Annotated in this window: 14 protein-coding genes; 9 read left to right on the top strand and 5 right to left on the bottom strand. The window is 68.1% G+C overall.

All coding sequences use genetic code 11. The annotated features are described in order from the left end of the window. The 7 genes from odhB to J1N50_RS16030 form a co-directional block, all read left to right on the top strand. On the top strand, positions 1–964 hold a 964-nt coding region (odhB, locus tag J1N50_RS16060), incomplete at its 5' end, for a 2-oxoglutarate dehydrogenase complex dihydrolipoyllysine-residue succinyltransferase (RefSeq protein WP_215355547.1). Positions 965–1,063: 99 nt separating this feature from the next. After that, the gene (locus tag J1N50_RS16055; RefSeq protein WP_343227903.1) at positions 1,064–1,357 is read left to right on the top strand and encodes a GIY-YIG nuclease family protein; all 294 of its coding nucleotides are present in this window, start codon (positions 1,064–1,066) and stop codon (positions 1,355–1,357) included. A 44-nt stretch (positions 1,358–1,401) separates the two neighbouring features. Further along, complete coding sequence (gene lpdA / locus J1N50_RS16050; RefSeq protein WP_215355543.1) at positions 1,402–2,799, top strand: dihydrolipoyl dehydrogenase; 1,398 nt, start codon at positions 1,402–1,404, stop codon at positions 2,797–2,799. A gap of 154 nt (positions 2,800–2,953) precedes the next feature. Next, positions 2,954–3,589: a trimeric intracellular cation channel family protein gene (locus J1N50_RS16045; RefSeq protein WP_215355541.1), complete on the top strand. Its 636-nt coding sequence runs from the start codon at positions 2,954–2,956 to the stop codon at positions 3,587–3,589. Between the two features lie 106 nt (positions 3,590–3,695). Then, positions 3,696–3,926, top strand: coding sequence for a hypothetical protein (locus J1N50_RS16040; protein WP_215355539.1), 231 nt, complete (start codon positions 3,696–3,698; stop codon positions 3,924–3,926). Positions 3,927–3,959: 33 nt separating this feature from the next. After that, positions 3,960–5,285: an oxygenase MpaB family protein gene (locus J1N50_RS16035; RefSeq protein WP_215355537.1), complete on the top strand. Its 1,326-nt coding sequence runs from the start codon at positions 3,960–3,962 to the stop codon at positions 5,283–5,285. Positions 5,286–5,339: 54 nt separating this feature from the next. After that, the gene (locus J1N50_RS16030; protein ID WP_215355535.1) at positions 5,340–6,242 is read left to right on the top strand and encodes an alpha/beta fold hydrolase; all 903 of its coding nucleotides are present in this window, start codon (positions 5,340–5,342) and stop codon (positions 6,240–6,242) included. A 127-nt stretch (positions 6,243–6,369) separates the two neighbouring features. On the opposite strand, the gene sppA is transcribed toward J1N50_RS16030, so the two are convergent. The 3 genes from sppA to proB all read right to left on the bottom strand — a co-directional run bounded on the left by sppA (position 6,370) and on the right by proB (position 10,454). Further along, positions 6,370–8,355: a signal peptide peptidase SppA gene (sppA, locus tag J1N50_RS16025; protein ID WP_215355533.1), complete on the bottom strand. Its 1,986-nt coding sequence runs from the start codon at positions 8,353–8,355 to the stop codon at positions 6,370–6,372. A 78-nt stretch (positions 8,356–8,433) separates the two neighbouring features. After that, positions 8,434–9,354, bottom strand: coding sequence for an SDR family oxidoreductase (locus J1N50_RS16020; protein WP_485113998.1), 921 nt, complete (start codon positions 9,352–9,354; stop codon positions 8,434–8,436). Continuing rightward, positions 9,351–10,454, bottom strand: a complete 1,104-nt coding sequence (gene proB / locus J1N50_RS16015) for a glutamate 5-kinase (RefSeq protein WP_215355531.1) — start codon at positions 10,452–10,454, stop codon at positions 9,351–9,353. The genes J1N50_RS16020 and proB overlap by 4 nt, the downstream gene beginning before the upstream one ends. A gap of 132 nt (positions 10,455–10,586) precedes the next feature. On the opposite strand from proB, the gene J1N50_RS16010 reads away from it, so the two are divergent. Beyond that, positions 10,587–11,648 carry a class I SAM-dependent methyltransferase gene (locus J1N50_RS16010; RefSeq protein WP_215355529.1) on the top strand — a complete coding sequence of 354 codons (1,062 nt, stop codon included), beginning with the start codon at positions 10,587–10,589 and terminating at the stop codon, positions 11,646–11,648. Here J1N50_RS16010 and obgE read toward each other — a convergent pair whose 3' ends face one another. Continuing rightward, positions 11,649–12,695, bottom strand: a complete 1,047-nt coding sequence (obgE, locus tag J1N50_RS16005; RefSeq protein ID WP_215355527.1) for a GTPase ObgE — start codon at positions 12,693–12,695, stop codon at positions 11,649–11,651. It abuts the gene before it with no gap. A 40-nt stretch (positions 12,696–12,735) separates the two neighbouring features. Continuing rightward, positions 12,736–13,320 (bottom strand): TetR/AcrR family transcriptional regulator, encoded by a 585-nt coding sequence (locus J1N50_RS16000; protein ID WP_215355549.1) that lies wholly within the window; start codon positions 13,318–13,320, stop codon positions 12,736–12,738. Between the two features lie 84 nt (positions 13,321–13,404). Between J1N50_RS16000 and J1N50_RS15995 the strand changes: the two genes are divergently transcribed. Beyond that, positions 13,405–14,295 carry a metal-dependent hydrolase gene (locus J1N50_RS15995; RefSeq protein ID WP_215355525.1) on the top strand — a complete coding sequence of 297 codons (891 nt, stop codon included), beginning with the start codon at positions 13,405–13,407 and terminating at the stop codon, positions 14,293–14,295. The last annotated feature ends 92 nt before the right edge of the window (positions 14,296–14,387 follow it).

Here is a 14,387-nt window from a genome sequence, read left to right as displayed (position 1 = left end):
CGCCGCGGCTCCCGCGCCGGCGCAGGCGGCCCCGGCAGCGCCTGCTCCGGCGACCGCGAGCGAAGACGGCGTCACGACGCTGTCGCCCGCCGTGCGCCGCCTCGTGCTGGAACATGGCGTCGACCCGACGAAGATCCAGGGCACCGGCAAGGACGGCCGCCTGACCAAGGAAGATGTGCTCGCCGCCGCCAGCGCCGCGCCGGCCGCCGAAGCCGCTCCGGCACCGGCGCCTGCTGCGGCCCCCGTTGCGAGCGGTGCGCCGGGCCGTCAGGAAGAGCGCGTCAAGATGACGCGCCTGCGCCAGACGATCGCCAAGCGGCTGAAGTCGGCGCAGGAGACCGCGGCGATGCTGACGACGTTCAACGACGTCGACATGTCGGCCGTGATCGCGACGCGCGACCGCTACCGTGAAAGCTTCGAGAAGAAGCATGGCGTGCGTCTCGGCTTCATGAGCTTCTTCACCAAGGCCGTCGCGCTCGCCGCGCATGACATTCCGGCGGTCAACGCCCGGATCGAGGGCGACGAGATCGTCTATCACAATTATCTCGACGTCTCGGTCGCGGTCAGCGCGCCGAACGGCCTCGTCGTGCCCGTCGTCCGCAACGCCGACAGCATGAGCTTCGCCGAGATCGAGAAGGCCATCGCCGACCTCGGCAAGCGCGCCAAGGACGGCACGCTGACGATCGACGACATGACCGGCGGCACCTTCACCATTTCGAACGGCGGCGTGTTCGGCGGCCTGATGTCGACCCCGATCATCAACCCGCCGCAGTCGGCGGTCCTCGGCCTCCACCGCATCGAGGATCGCCCGGTCGTCCGTAATGGCGAGATCGTGATCCGCCCGATGATGTATCTGGCGATGAGCTATGACCACCGGCTGATCGACGGACGCGAGGCCGTGACCTTCCTCAAGACGATCAAGGAAGCGATCGAGGATCCGACGCGGCTGCTCATCGATCTTTGATGTTTGTGCTCCTGCGAACGCAGGAGCCCAGGGCGGGATTGCAATATCGGTGCAATCTGACCTTGGGTTCCTGCGTTCGCAGGAACACGGGAGGCGCAGGTGCACAAACCCGGATATCTCTACCTGATGGCCAGTGGCCGCAACGGGACGACATATTTGGGTGTTACCGCCGATCTGCTGAAGCGGGTTTGGCAGCACCGCAATGGGGTGATCGACAGCTTCAGCAAGAAATATGGTTGTACGCTGCTGGTCTGGTATGAAGCGTTTGATGACATCCAGCAGGCGCGTCAGCGCGAACTGCAGATGAAGAAATGGAAACGGGCGTGGAAGGTTGAACTGATCGAACGCGATAATCCGCAGTGGCTGGATTTGTTCGACAGCTTATCGCTTTGATACCCTGGGTTCCTGCGTTCGCAGGAACACATATGGAGTGAGTTATGGCTGATTACGACTACGACGTCCTTGTTATCGGTTCGGGCCCCGGCGGTTATGTCGCGGCGATCCGCGCGGCGCAGCTCGGCCTCAAGACCGCGTGCGCCGAAGGGCGCGAGACGCTGGGCGGCACCTGCCTCAACGTCGGCTGCATCCCCTCGAAGGCGATGCTCCACGCGTCGGAATATTTCGAGGCGGCGGCGGGCGGCGCGATGGCGGCGATGGGCATCAAGGTTAAGCCCGAGCTCGACCTCGGCGCCATGCACGGCCAGCGCAAGGATGCGGTGAAGGGCCTGACCGGCGGCATCGAGTTCCTGTTCAAGAAGAACAAGGTCGACTGGCTGAAGGGCTATGCGCAGTTCACGTCGGCCGACACCGTCGAGGTGGCAGGCAAGAGCGTCCGCGCGAAGAACATCATCGTCGCCACCGGCTCGTCGGTCACTCCGCTGCCGGGCGTCGCGGTCGATAACGACAAGCAGATCATCGTCGATTCGACCGGCGCGCTCGAGCTTGCGAAGGTGCCCGGCCATATGGTCGTGATCGGCGGCGGCGTGATCGGGCTGGAACTCGGCAGCGTGTGGCGCCGCCTCGGCGCGAAGGTCACCTGCGTCGAATTCCTCGACCAGATCCTGCCCGGCATGGACGGCGACGTCCGCAAGGAAGCGAACAGGATCTTCAAGAAGCAGGGCATCGAATTCAAGCTCAAGACCAAGGTCACCAAGGCCGAAGTGAAGGGCAAGAAGGCGGTGCTGACGCTCGAACCCGCGGCGGGCGGCGATGCCGAAACGCTCGAAGCCGATGTCGTCCTCGTGTCGATCGGGCGCCGTCCGAACACCGAAGGGCTTGGTCTCGACAAGGCGGGCCTGACCACCAACCAGCGCGGCCAGATCGAAACCGACCATGATTTCCGCACAAGCGTTCCCGGCATCTGGGCGATCGGCGACGTCATCCCTGGCCCGATGCTCGCGCACAAGGCCGAAGACGAAGGCATCGCCTGCGCCGAGAATATCGCCGGACTGACCGGGATCGTGAACCACGATGTCATCCCGTCGGTCGTGTACACCTGGCCCGAAATCGCCGGCGTCGGCCTGACCGAAGAGCAGGCGAAGGAGCGCGGCGAGGTCAAGGTCGGCAAATTCCCGATGCTGGCGAACAGCCGCGCCAAGACCAACCACGAGCCCGACGGCTTCGTGAAGGTGATCGCCGACGCCAAGAGCGACCGCGTCCTCGGCGTCTGGTGCATCGCCAGCGTCGCTGGCACGATGATCGCGCAGGCGGCGCAGGCGATGGAATTCGGCGCGACGAGCGAGGACATCGCCTATACCTGTCACGCCCACCCGACGCACAGCGAGGCGATCAAGGAAGCCGCCATGGCGGTGACGGGGAAGCCGATCCACATCTGACCTCTGAATCCTCCCTGTGGCGAAGCCAGGGGGAGGTGGCGGCCCGCAGGGCTGACGGAGGGGCCGAGACGTATCAGCCCCTCCACCGTCCTTCGGATGTCCCCTTCCCATCGCTCCGCGACAGGGAGGATCGTGTAACGTCGGCGAGAATGATATGCCGCTGCTTGTGGACACCCAAACCCTCATCCGCCTGCTCGACCTTGCAGGCATCGGCGTCTTCGCGCTGTCGGGCGCACTGATGGCGGTGCGCCTGCGGCAGACGCTCGTCACGGCCTGTTTCTTTGCGCTGGTGACCGGCGTCGGTGGCGGCAGCGTGCGCGACCTGCTGATCGGCGCGCCGGTCTTCTGGGTGCAGGACGGCGCGATCGCCGCCGTGTGCATCGCGATCGCGCTGGTCGTCTGGCTGACCCCCGAACGCTGGTGGCAGGGGCAACTCCTAGAGTGGGCCGATGCGGTCGGGCTGGCCGCTTACGCCGTATTCGGCACGGCGAAGGCGCTTGCCTGGGGCGTGCCGCCGGTGCCGGCGCTGATGATGGGGGTGATCACCGGCTGCGTCGGAGGAACGATCCGCGACATCCTGGCCGGGGTGCCGTCGATCATCATGCGGCCCGAAATCTATGTCACCGCGGCGGCGCTCGCGGCGGGACTGTTCCTCACCCTGCTGTGGCTCGGTGCGGGCACTCCGCTCGCCGCCGTCGCCGGTGCGGTCGCCGGATTTATTCTGCGCGGGCTCGCAATTCGCTGGTCTTTGGCGCTTCCGGCCTATAGGGGCCCCCGCGAATCGCGGTAAACAGCGGCCTAATCGAGCCGCAACGCTCCGTTTAACTTTGATCCGATAGGATCGCGGCTGGCGCGCAGGGGAGCGCGTCGTGGGGACTGGCCGAATTTTGTCGACATTGTTGATCCTTTTCGGCGCCGGGGTCGAGGCGCCCGGCTGCGCGAGCGCGTGCAGCGATCCGGTGTCGACCGGGCGCTGGATCGTCGGGCTGTCGCTGGTCATCTTCATTCTGCCCTTCGCCGCCGCGCCCCCGGTGCGCCGCTTTTTGCGCCGACTCGTGACACCGGTAACCCGTCGTAAACCGCGGTCGCGACCGCGCCGGTCGATCCGGTCGCGATTGACGGGCTGACAACAGGGCAAATAATGTGGCACTGTTTGTGCCATGACCGCTGCGCTCGACACCATCGCCCGCCGGGTCCGCGACCAGGCCACCGCCTTGCCCGACCTGTTCGGGCGTTTCGATTTCGACCGTCCCCCCGAACGCTGGGCGGCCGAAGCAGAGGCGGTGAGCGAGCTTGGCCGCGTGAAGGGGATCGATCGCGCAGCCTATCTGGGCGATGCCGACCTCGTCGCGCGCATCCGCGAATATACGATGCTCGGCGACCGCGCCGGCGATGCCTATGCCGCGCTGATGCCGAAACTGGGGTTCCAGCGCAGCGTCGCGATGCTGGTCGAGGCGTGCGACAAGGGGGTCGAGGCGGTCGAGGATGCGCCCCCCGAACTCGTGGCGCTGATCCGCGAAATGGAGGCGAAACCCGACTGGGTCGATATGGAACTGGTCGAGGAAGGCGCGGCCTATGAGCGCAACGCGACCGCAAACCTTGCGCCGTTTCTGATCCGCGGCGCCTTCATCGCGACCTTTCTCAACAAATATTCGGCGCTGCCGATGGCGCTTACCGGTACGCTCGGCCACGCCACTGCGGCGCGGCGGGTGAAGGAGACCGCAACCTTTTTCGCGACCACCGCGCTGCCGGGTGCGCTGCGCCGCTTCGGGCCGGGCTTCAAGGCGGCGGCGATGGTGCGGCTGATGCATTCGATGGTGCGCGTCAATGTGCTGTCGCGGCCGGGGATGTGGGACGCCGACACCTATGGCGTGCCGATCCCGCAGCTCGACCAGATGCCCGCGGGGCTGATCCCGATCTATTTCCTGTCGCAGGATGTGCTCAAAAGCGGGCGCACGTCGTTCAACCGGATCGAGCGCGGGCGCGTCGAACTGGCGCGTTATCGCTGCTTCCTGCTCGGCCTGCCCGAGGATCTGCTCGCCGACACGCCGCAAGAGATCGTCCGCATCTGGCGCACGCGCAGCGCGACCCTGCGCTACGAATATGACGACCCGATTTGTGGCGGGCTGCTTCGCGCGACGATGGAGGCCGAACTGTCGACCGATCCGTCGCCCGCGGGCCGGGTCAAGCGCCGCCTCGAACGGTCGGTCAGCCGGGTCTTCTTCGTGAAAGCGTTCCTGAATGGCGATGCCGAACGCGCCGTCGGCGTCGGGGTGCCCGTCGGCCGCCGCGACCATCTGATCTATGGCGCGACGATGCTTGCGCTCGCGGGACGGATGACGGCGTACCGCGTTGCCTCGCGCCTGCCGGTGCTGCGTCACCTTGCCGACCGCCGCCTCGTCCGGCGCATCAATCGCCAGCTCGCGGGCTATGGCCGCGCCGAGTTTCAGTCCGACGCCGCGCATTATCGTCCCGCGACGGCTTGACCGCGCCGCGCTTCGCGGCATGTTGGTCGGCTAACGGCAGAGGATCAAGGCGGAATGGCGACCGAACAGGCGACGGCGAACGGGATCAGCATCACCTATGAGGACAAGGGGCCGAGGGATGCGCCCGCGATCCTGCTGGTGATGGGGTTGGGCGGACAGCTGACTTTATGGCCCGACGAGTTCGTCGACGCGCTCGTCGCGCGCGGCTTTCGCGTCATCCGCTACGACAACCGCGACGTCGGCCTGTCGACGCGCTTCGATGCCGCGGGCGTTCCCAACCTCAAATGGATGTTCGTCAAGGCGGCGCTCAAGCTGCCGGTGCGCAGCGCCTATACGCTTGCCGACATGGCGGCCGACGGTGTGGCGCTGCTCGACCATCTCGGCATCGAGCGGGCGCATGTCGTCGGGGCATCGATGGGGGGGATGATCGCGCAGCATATCGCGGCGCGCTATCCGGGGCGCGTGCTGTCGCTGACGTCGATCATGTCGACCACCGGCAATCCGCGGCTGCCGCGCGCGCAGAAGGAGGCGATGCGCGTGCTCGCCAACCGCCCGATGAGCGGCGATCCCGAGGCGATGATCGCTTACTCGGTCAACGCTGCGCGCGTGATCGGCAGCCCCGATTATCCCGCCGAGGAGGAACGGCTGCAACGCCGCGTCCGGGGCGACTATGAGCGCGGCTGGTATCCGCAGGGCGTCGCGCGGCAGATGGCGGCGATCGTCGCCGACGGCGACCGGCGGCCGATGCTGAAGTCGATCACGGCGCCGACCCTGGTGATCCATGGCGAGGCCGACCCGCTCGTCCCGCTCGCGGGCGGGCGCGACACGGCGGAGCATATTCCCCGCGCGCGGCTGATGACGATCCCCGGCATGGGGCACGACCTGCCGCTCGCGCTCGTCGACACGCTGTCCGGGGCGATCGCCGACCACGCGCGGGGCGTCGCGCTGGCGGCGTAGCGGGCGGGAGCATTGAAAACGCTGTGCGTCCCCGCGAAGGCGGGGACCCATCTCCCGACGGCTCGAAATAGCACCGATGGGTGATGGACCCCGCCTTCGCGGGGGACCAGGCAATTCCCGCTTCGGTCTATTTCAGCAGCGACGCCAGCGTCGCGAGGAACCCCTGCGCTTCGCGGCCGCCCGTACGCGGCACGGCGGGCAGGAAGGCGCGGCAATCGAGGCACGCGGCCTGCACCGACCCGGTCTTCGCGAGCAGCGACAGGTCCTGCACCAGCCGGCGCTGGACGAGATCGCGGTTCATCGCCGCGATGCCGAACCAGCCGCGCGGCGCGGCCGCTTCCTGCTCCTGCTCGCCGCCGGTCAGGCTTGCGATCATCTTCGAAAATTCGGTCGGCTCTTCCTCATAATATTTGGCGTGGAAGGCGCCGTCGATCTTCGCCAGCTTCGCTGCGGCCGCCAGCGCATCGGGCAGCCCGCCGAACTGGTCGACAAGGCCGATCTGGCGCGCGGTGCCGCCGGCCCAGACGCGGCCCTCGGCGATCGCACGGATTTTCTCGATCGGCTGCTTGCGGCTCTTCGCGACCAGGCCGGTGAAGCGCGCATAGATGTCCTCGACGCTTGCCTGCGCGAGCGCGTTGAACTCGTCGTTCACGCCGCCGAATACGTCGGGCTGGCCCGACAGCGGCGTCGTCGCGATGCCGTCGGCGTTGACGCCGATCTTCGCGAGCGCCTGGTCGAAGCTCGGGATGATGCCGAAGACCCCGATCGATCCGGTGATCGTCTCCGGCTCGGCGAAGATGCGGTCGGCGGGGGTCGAGACCCAATAGCCGCCCGATGCGGCGACATTTGCCATCGAAACGACGACAGGCAGTTTCTTCGCCTTCGCCTGCAGCAGCGCCTGGCGAATCTGCTCGGACGCCAGCACCGACCCGCCGGGGGAGTCGACGCGCAGGACAATGGCTTTCGTGCCGCTGTCGGCGACCGCATCGAGGATGTGCTGCGCGACGGTGTCGCCGCCGGCGCTGCCGTTCGGCGCCTCGCCATCGACGATTTCGCCGACCACGGGGACGACCGCGATCGCGGCGCCCGCCTCGCTCACCGGATTGGCGGCGACCCAGTTTTCGAGCGGGATCGCGGCGAACTCCCACGGCCGGTTGTCGTCGCTGGTGCCGCTGATTTCGGCGACGCGCGCGCTGAACGCCATGCGGCTGCCGACCTTGTCGATCAGGCCGGCATCGACGCCGGCCTTCGACAAGTCGTTGCCCGCGGCCTTCACGGCGCCCGCGGTGTCGGCGACGAAGGCGTCGATCTTGGCTTTCGGGCGGGCCTTCTTGACGTCGGTGAGCCAGTTTTCCCACAAGGCGCCGGCATAGGCGAGGTCAGCCTCCTTCGCTTCGGGCGACTGGTCGCTGCGCAGATAGGGTTCGACCGCGCTCTTGAAGGTGCCGACGCGATAGATGTGCGCGGTGACGCCGAGCTTGTCCATCAGCCCCTTGTAGTAAAGGCGCGATCCGCCCGGCCCCGCGATCGCGACGCCGCCGATGCCGTCGGCCCAGATTTCGCTCGCATGGGCGGCGATCTGGTAGCTGTCGGTGGTGTAGGCGGTCGCAAAGGCGAGCACGGGCTTGTTCTTCGCGCGCACCTTGTCGACCGCGGCGCCGATCTCGGCGAGCGAGACCTGCCCGCCGCCGAGGAATCGGTCGAGGTCGAGCACGACCGAGGTCACGCGGCTGTCGGTCGCCGCGGTTTCGAGCGCGTGGACGACGTCGCGGGTGCGAAGTTCCCTCAGCTGATTGCCGCCCGACAGCGCCGCGAGCGGATCGACGTCGGACGGCTGTTCGGACACGACACCGTTGAAATCGATCAGCAGCGCGCCCTCGCTGACCGGCAAGGCGGCGTTCGGTCGCCCGGCGAGCAGCCCGAAAAGGAGCGCAAAGAACATCAGGAGGAAGATCAGCGCCAGCGCGTCCTTGATCCCGACGAGCAGGTTCCAGACCTTGCGCGGGAAGCTGGTGCCGCTCTTGCGCTTGTCCTCGCCCGGCAGCGGGCGGCGGACGGGGATGGCCCAGGGGCCGGCGGGGTCGGTCGGAGGCGTCGCGCTACTGTCTGTCATGCGCCGGAACCTAGGGCTGCGCCCCGTCCTTGGCAATGCACGCTTCGACCGGTGTGCCGCCGTGGGCCACGAGCGCCGTCAGAGCCAGCCTTCGGCGCGATACCAGCGCACCGTTTCGGCGAGCGCGTCGGCCGTCGGGAGCGATGGTCGCCACAGGTCGGCGGGCGGGTGCGCGCCCTCGCTCGCCGCCCAGTCGGGATGCGAAATATAGCGCGCGCGGTCGGGGGTCAGTTTCGCGCGGTCGCCGCGCACGAACCTGTCGAGCCGCCCGCCCGCCTTGACCAGGGGCGCCGGGATCGCGAGCGTCGCGACGCGGTCGCGTCCGACCGCGCCACCGATCGCCTGCGCGAAGTCCTTGTGCGACCAGCCGCCGGCGGTGCCGTCGTCGGGCTCGTAAGTCTGGCCGATGCTCGTCGCGTCGTCGCTCGCCAGCGCGACGAGCAGGCGCGCGAGTTCCTCGACATAGATTGCCGACATCCGCCCGCGCGGGGGCAGCACCATTACGCCGCGCCGCGCCATGCGGAACAGGTCGAGCATCTCGATGTCGCCGGGGCCGAACACCGCGGGCGGGCGGACGATCGTCCAGTCGAGCCCGCTGGCGAGGACGACGCGTTCGGCGCGCTCCTTCGACCAGCCGTAATTCGACAGCCCGGGTTCGCGTGCGGCGAGCGAGGAGACATGGATGAAGCGCCGCACCCCGGCGCCGCGCGCCGCGTCGACGACATTGGCGGTCGCGATGGCGTTGCCCGCTTCGAACGCGGCGCGGGTGGGCACGTTCACGACGCCCGCGATATGCATCACGGCATCGGCGCCGGTCGCCATGTCGGCCAGGCTTTGCGGGTCATCGAGGGCGCCTGCAATCCACGTCACCCCCTCGCGTGGTTCCTGCGCGCGGCGGGTGAGCGCGCGGACGTGCCAGCCTGCTTCGACCGCCTGCCGCACGGTTGCACCGCCCACGAAGCCGGTCGCGCCGGTCATCGCGAGCGTACGGTTCGTCACAGCAGCACCATATGGTCGCGGTGGACGATCGCCGCGCGCGGGGCATAGCCGAGCGCGGCCTCCTGCGCGTCGCGGCCGAGGCCGAGGATCGCCGCCGCGTCAGCTGCGGGATATTCCGAAAGCCCGCGCGCGATCACGCGGCCGTCCGGGCCCGCGATGTCGAGGATGTCGCCGCGCGCGAAGCTGCCGCGCGCGTCGGTCACCCCGGCGGCGAGCAGGCTCGCGCCGCCGCGCAGCGCCTTCGCCGCGCCGGCGTCGATGGTCAGCCGGCCCTTCGCGGTCAGTCCGCCCGCGAGCCATGCCTTGCGGGCGCTCGCGCCCTTTTCGGCGACGAACAGGCTGTGCCGCGCCTCGGTCGAGAGCGGCCGGTCGATGTGCCCCGACGCGATCGCCAGATGCGCCCCCGCGGCGTTGGCGATACGCGCCGCCGCAATCTTCGACACCATCCCGCCCGACCCCATGCCCGACGCCGATCCGGCATCGGCCATCGCCTCGATCGCGCTGTCGATGCGTTCGATGCGCGCGATATGGGTCGCGCCGGGGAGGGCGGGGTTTCGGTCGTAGAGGCCGTCGATATCGGACAGCAGGATCACGCCGCCCGCCGCCGCCGCCTGCGCGACGCGCGCGGCGAGCCGGTCGTTGTCGCCGAAGCGGATTTCCTCGGTCGCGACGCTGTCATTTTCGTTGATCACCGGCACGACGCCGAGGTTCAAAAGCCGGTCGAGCGTCGCCGAGGCGTTGAGATAGCGGCGGCGATCCTCGAGGTCGTCGAGCGTCACCAGCATCTGCGCCGCGGTGAGCCCCTCGGCGCCCAGCACCTCGGCCCAGACATGGCTGAGCGCGATCTGCCCGGTCGCCGCCGCCGCCTGCGCATCCTCGAGGCTGGCGCGGCCGCCCTTGGCCAGCCCCAGCCGCCGCGCGCCGAGGGCGATCGCCCCCGACGAGACGACCGCGACCTGCTGGCCCGCGCGTGTCCGCTCCGCGATATCGGCGGCGATCCCCTTGAGCCAGTCGCGCCGCACCGCCCCGCCCTCGTCGACGAGCAGCGCCGATCCGATCTTGACGATCAGCCTGGGGCAGGAGGCGGGCGCGAACAACATGCGCCGCCGATAGCGTGCGCGGGCAGGGGTGCCAATGCGAATATCGCGGGCTTCGCGCGGCTATGCTATGCAGCGCGTGCTGCATCGAGCCCTTCTGGAGAGTCGCAAGCCAATCGGGTGAGGAGCGATGCGATGGCGACCGCTTTGGACGAAGAGAGACTGCACGCGTTCGTCGGCAAGATGCTCGGCGACCTTGGCGGCGGAATGAGCGTGCCGACGGTGCGGCTGGGGTTCGGCCTCGGGCTGTTCGACGCGCTGGCGGAGGGGTCCGCGACCGCGGCCGATCTCGCGGCGCGCGCCGGCAATCTCCACGAACGCTATGTCCGCGAATGGGCGTTGGCGCAGGCAGCGAGCGGCTATGTCGACTATGATCCGGCAAGCGAGCGGTTCAGCCTTTCGCCCGAACAGGCGATGGTGTTCGTCCATCGCGACAGCCCGGTCTATCTTGCCGGCGCCTTCGACCTGATTGCCGCGATGATCGAGGCGCAGCCGAAGGTCGAGGACTGTTTCCGCCACGGCACGGGAGTGCGCTGGGGCGACCACGCCGGTTGCCTCTTCTGCGCGACGGGCGCCTTCTTTCGTCCCGGCTATGTCAACAACATCGTCCAGAACTGGATTCCCGCGCTCGATGGCGTCGAGGCGAAACTGCGGAGAGGTGCGGCGGTCGCCGACGTCGGCTGCGGGGTCGGCTTCTCGACCCTGCTGATGGCCGACGCATATCCCGAAAGCCGGTTCGTCGGCTTCGATTTCCACGCGCCGTCGATCGAGGAGGCGCGCCGCCACGCCGCAGGTCATGGCTATGGCGATCGCGTGCGCTTCGAGGTCGCGGCGGCAAAGGAGATCGCCGAGGAGGGGTTCGACCTGATCACCATGTACGACTGTCTGCACGACATGGGCGACCCGCGCGGCTGCGCGGCGCAAATGCGCCGCATATTGGCGCCCGGCGGGACATGGATGATCGTCGAGCCGGTCGCGGGCGATGCGCCCGCCGACAATATGACCCCGGTCGGCCGCCTCTATTACAACGCGTCGACGATGATCTGCGTGCCGACCTCGCTCGATCAGGAGGTCGGCGAGGGACTGGGCGCGCAGGCGGGCGAGGCGCGACTGTCCGATGTCGTTCGCGATGGCGGCTTTGCGAGCATCCGCCGCGCGACCGAAGGGCCGTTCAACATGGTGCTGGAGGCGCGGTGATCAGATCGGCGACCAGTCGCCCGATGCGTCGTCCTCGTCGGGATCGGCGCCTGGTTCGGGTTGGCCGACGGCTTCGAGCAGCTTGTCGAGCACCGCCTCGATGCCCGCGCCGCTGGCGCCCGACAGCGCCATCACCGGATAGCCGCTTTCGGCTTCCAGTTCGGCCGAGAGCGCTGCGATCAGCTCGTCGTCGAGCGTGTCGACCTTGTTGAGCGCGACCACCACCGGCTTGTCGGTCAGGCCTTCGCCATAGGCTTCGAGCTCGTCGCGCACGATGCGATAGCTGGTCGCGACATCCTCGTCGTTCGCGTCGACGAGGTGGAGGAGGACGCGGCAGCGTTCGATATGGCCAAGGAAACGGTCGCCGATCCCCGCGCCGTCGGCGGCGCCCTCGATCAGCCCCGGAATGTCGGCGACGACGAATTCATGCCCCTTGTGGCTGACCACGCCGAGCTGCGGGCGCGTCGTCGTGAAAGCATAGGCGCCGACCTTCGCCTGTGCATTGGAGACGGCGTTGATGAAGGTCGACTTGCCCGCGTTGGGCAGCCCGACGAGCCCCGCGTCGGCGAGCAGCTTCAAACGCAGCCAGACCCACGCCTCTTCGCCCGGCCAGCCGGGGCCATGCTGGCGCGGCGCGCGGTTGGTCGAGGTCTTGTAGCTGGCGTTGCCGCGGCCGCCGTCGCCGCCGCGCAGGAAGCGGACGCGCTCGCCCTCCTTGGTGAGGTCGAGCAGCAGGGTGCGATCGTCGTCGTCGGCCAGGACCTGCGTGCCGATCGGGACCTGGATCACCAGATCGTCGCCGCCCGCGCCCGTGCGGTCGCGGCCCGCGCCGGGAGCGCCGCGGCGCGCCTTGAAATGCTGGGTATAACGAAAGTCGATCAGTGTGTTGAGGCCGGCGACGGCTTCGAACACGATGTCGCCGCCCTTGCCGCCGTTGCCGCCGTCGGGGCCGCCATATTCGATATATTTCTCGCGCCGGAACGACACGGCGCCGGGGCCGCCGTCGCCGGACTTCACGAAAATCTTTGCTTGGTCGAGGAAATGCATCGGGCGCCTTTAGTGGGAAAGGCGCGATTTGGCTAGGCCATCACCCGCGCTTGCCGATCCCGCTGTTGATCATCGATTCATAGGCGATCTCGCGGGCGCGGGTGCGCGGCAGGCCGAGGGCGCGGGCGAGCGGGGCGCCGAACAGCGCGTCGCCGAGCGCCATCAGCACCAGATGCAGCGTCTCGTCCTCGATCGGCGCCTCGTCCTCGCTATGCTCCTCGCGCAATTCCTCGACGAGGTCGTGGATCGCCTGCAGGATCGGGGTGAGCGCATCCTCGTTGCCCGACAGGATCATCCAGCTTGCAAGCGCCCCGGCGCCGCCGGTGTCGAAAGCGTCGAAGGCAAGGTCGACGACTTCGCGCGGATTCTGCTCGTTCGCGCGCTGGCGGAACACCGTTTCGCGGATCGTCGTCGTCACGAACTCCGCCATGCTTTCGATCAGCGCCTGGTGCAGCCCCGCTGCGCTGCCGAAATGATGCAGCAGGTTCGCGTGCGTGCGGTCGATACGCGCCGCGACGGCTTTCAGCGTCACCGCCTGCGGTCCGCTCTCGATCAGAATCTGGCGGGCGGCGTCGAGCGCGGCCGCGCGGCTCTCCTCGGGACTCAGGCGCTTCTTGACTGCTATTGACACCACTGTAAGTAACCTCTATCATTCGCCCCACGGGACGTCCCCACGTCCTTGAGACCCCTTTCCGACGGTGAGGATCATATGTCCAGCCTTTCGCACTCCCCGACCCCGAATGACCTTACGATAACGCCGCGCGACGTCCGCTTCGGGCGCGAGGACAGGCAGGGCCGCTGGTGGTTGAACGGCGACCCGATCGCCTCGGCGTTCCACACCGCGCTGTCGGTGACCTTTCCGAAGGGCGAGGCGATGTTCATCGAGGCGGTGAAGGCGCACCGCGAGGGCGTGCCCGACAAGCTGGCGCGCGAGATCCGCGCCTTCACCCAGCAGGAAGTCATCCACAGCCGCGAGCATGTCGTCTTCAACCGGAAGGCTGCCGAAGCCGGATACGACCTGTCGGAACTCGAAGCCGACGTCGACCAGGTGATGGGGCTCATCAAGGCGCGCCCGCCGATCGTCAACCTGATGGCGACGATCGCGCTCGAACATTACACCGCGATGATGGCGGCGGTGATGCTCAAGGACCCCAGGATGTACGAGGGCGCCGAGGAGGAATGGGCCGCCTTGTGGAAATGGCATGCGATCGAGGAGATCGAGCATAAGGGCGTCGCCTACGACACCTGGCTCCACGCGACGAAAGACTGGAGCCGCTTTCGCCGCTGGCGCGCCAAGTCGCTGATGATGCTGCTCGTCACGACGCGCTTCTGGCCGCGCCGCGTCAAGGGGATGAAGGCGCTGCTCCGGCAGGACGGTCTCACCGGCTGGCGGGTCAGCGCGCGGATCTGGTGGTATCTCCTCGGCAGCCCCGGCATCTTGCGCCGCAGCTTCTTCCCCTGGCTCGCCTATTTCATGCCGGGCTTCCACCCGTGGAACCACGACGACCGCGCGCTGATCGGCAAATATGAAAGCGACTATGCCGATGCCGTGTTGACGGCGCAGTCGTCGGCGCCCGAACTGGCCGCGGCCGCCGCTTAAGCGGACGGCGGGAAGGGACCGCAGGTTGTCCTTCCTTGTCTCGTCACCCCGGACTTGATCCGGGTGTGGATTCACATTTGAAGTGCAACGGC

Origin of the sequence: Sphingopyxis soli (genome assembly GCF_018682675.1) — a bacterium.
Classification (GTDB): domain Bacteria; phylum Pseudomonadota; class Alphaproteobacteria; order Sphingomonadales; family Sphingomonadaceae; genus Sphingopyxis; species Sphingopyxis soli.
This window is presented reverse-complemented; position numbering and strand designations above follow the sequence as displayed.

What these genes read in the sequence shown, in the direction of transcription:
- J1N50_RS16035 (WP_215355537.1), top strand. Translation starts at nt 3,960, where the DNA reads ATGACCGCTGCGCTCGACACCATCGCCCGCCGGGTCCGCGACCAGGCC.
- sppA (WP_215355533.1), bottom strand. Translation starts at nt 8,355, where the DNA reads ATGACAGACAGTAGCGCGACGCCTCCGACCGACCCCGCCGGCCCCTGG.
- lpdA (WP_215355543.1), top strand. Translation starts at nt 1,402, where the DNA reads ATGGCTGATTACGACTACGACGTCCTTGTTATCGGTTCGGGCCCCGGC.
- J1N50_RS15995 (WP_215355525.1), top strand. Translation starts at nt 13,405, where the DNA reads ATGTCCAGCCTTTCGCACTCCCCGACCCCGAATGACCTTACGATAACG.
- proB (WP_215355531.1), bottom strand. Translation starts at nt 10,454, where the DNA reads ATGTTGTTCGCGCCCGCCTCCTGCCCCAGGCTGATCGTCAAGATCGGA.
- J1N50_RS16010 (WP_215355529.1), top strand. Translation starts at nt 10,587, where the DNA reads ATGGCGACCGCTTTGGACGAAGAGAGACTGCACGCGTTCGTCGGCAAG.
- J1N50_RS16045 (WP_215355541.1), top strand. Translation starts at nt 2,954, where the DNA reads ATGCCGCTGCTTGTGGACACCCAAACCCTCATCCGCCTGCTCGACCTT.
- J1N50_RS16030 (WP_215355535.1), top strand. Translation starts at nt 5,340, where the DNA reads ATGGCGACCGAACAGGCGACGGCGAACGGGATCAGCATCACCTATGAG.
- obgE (WP_215355527.1), bottom strand. Translation starts at nt 12,695, where the DNA reads ATGCATTTCCTCGACCAAGCAAAGATTTTCGTGAAGTCCGGCGACGGC.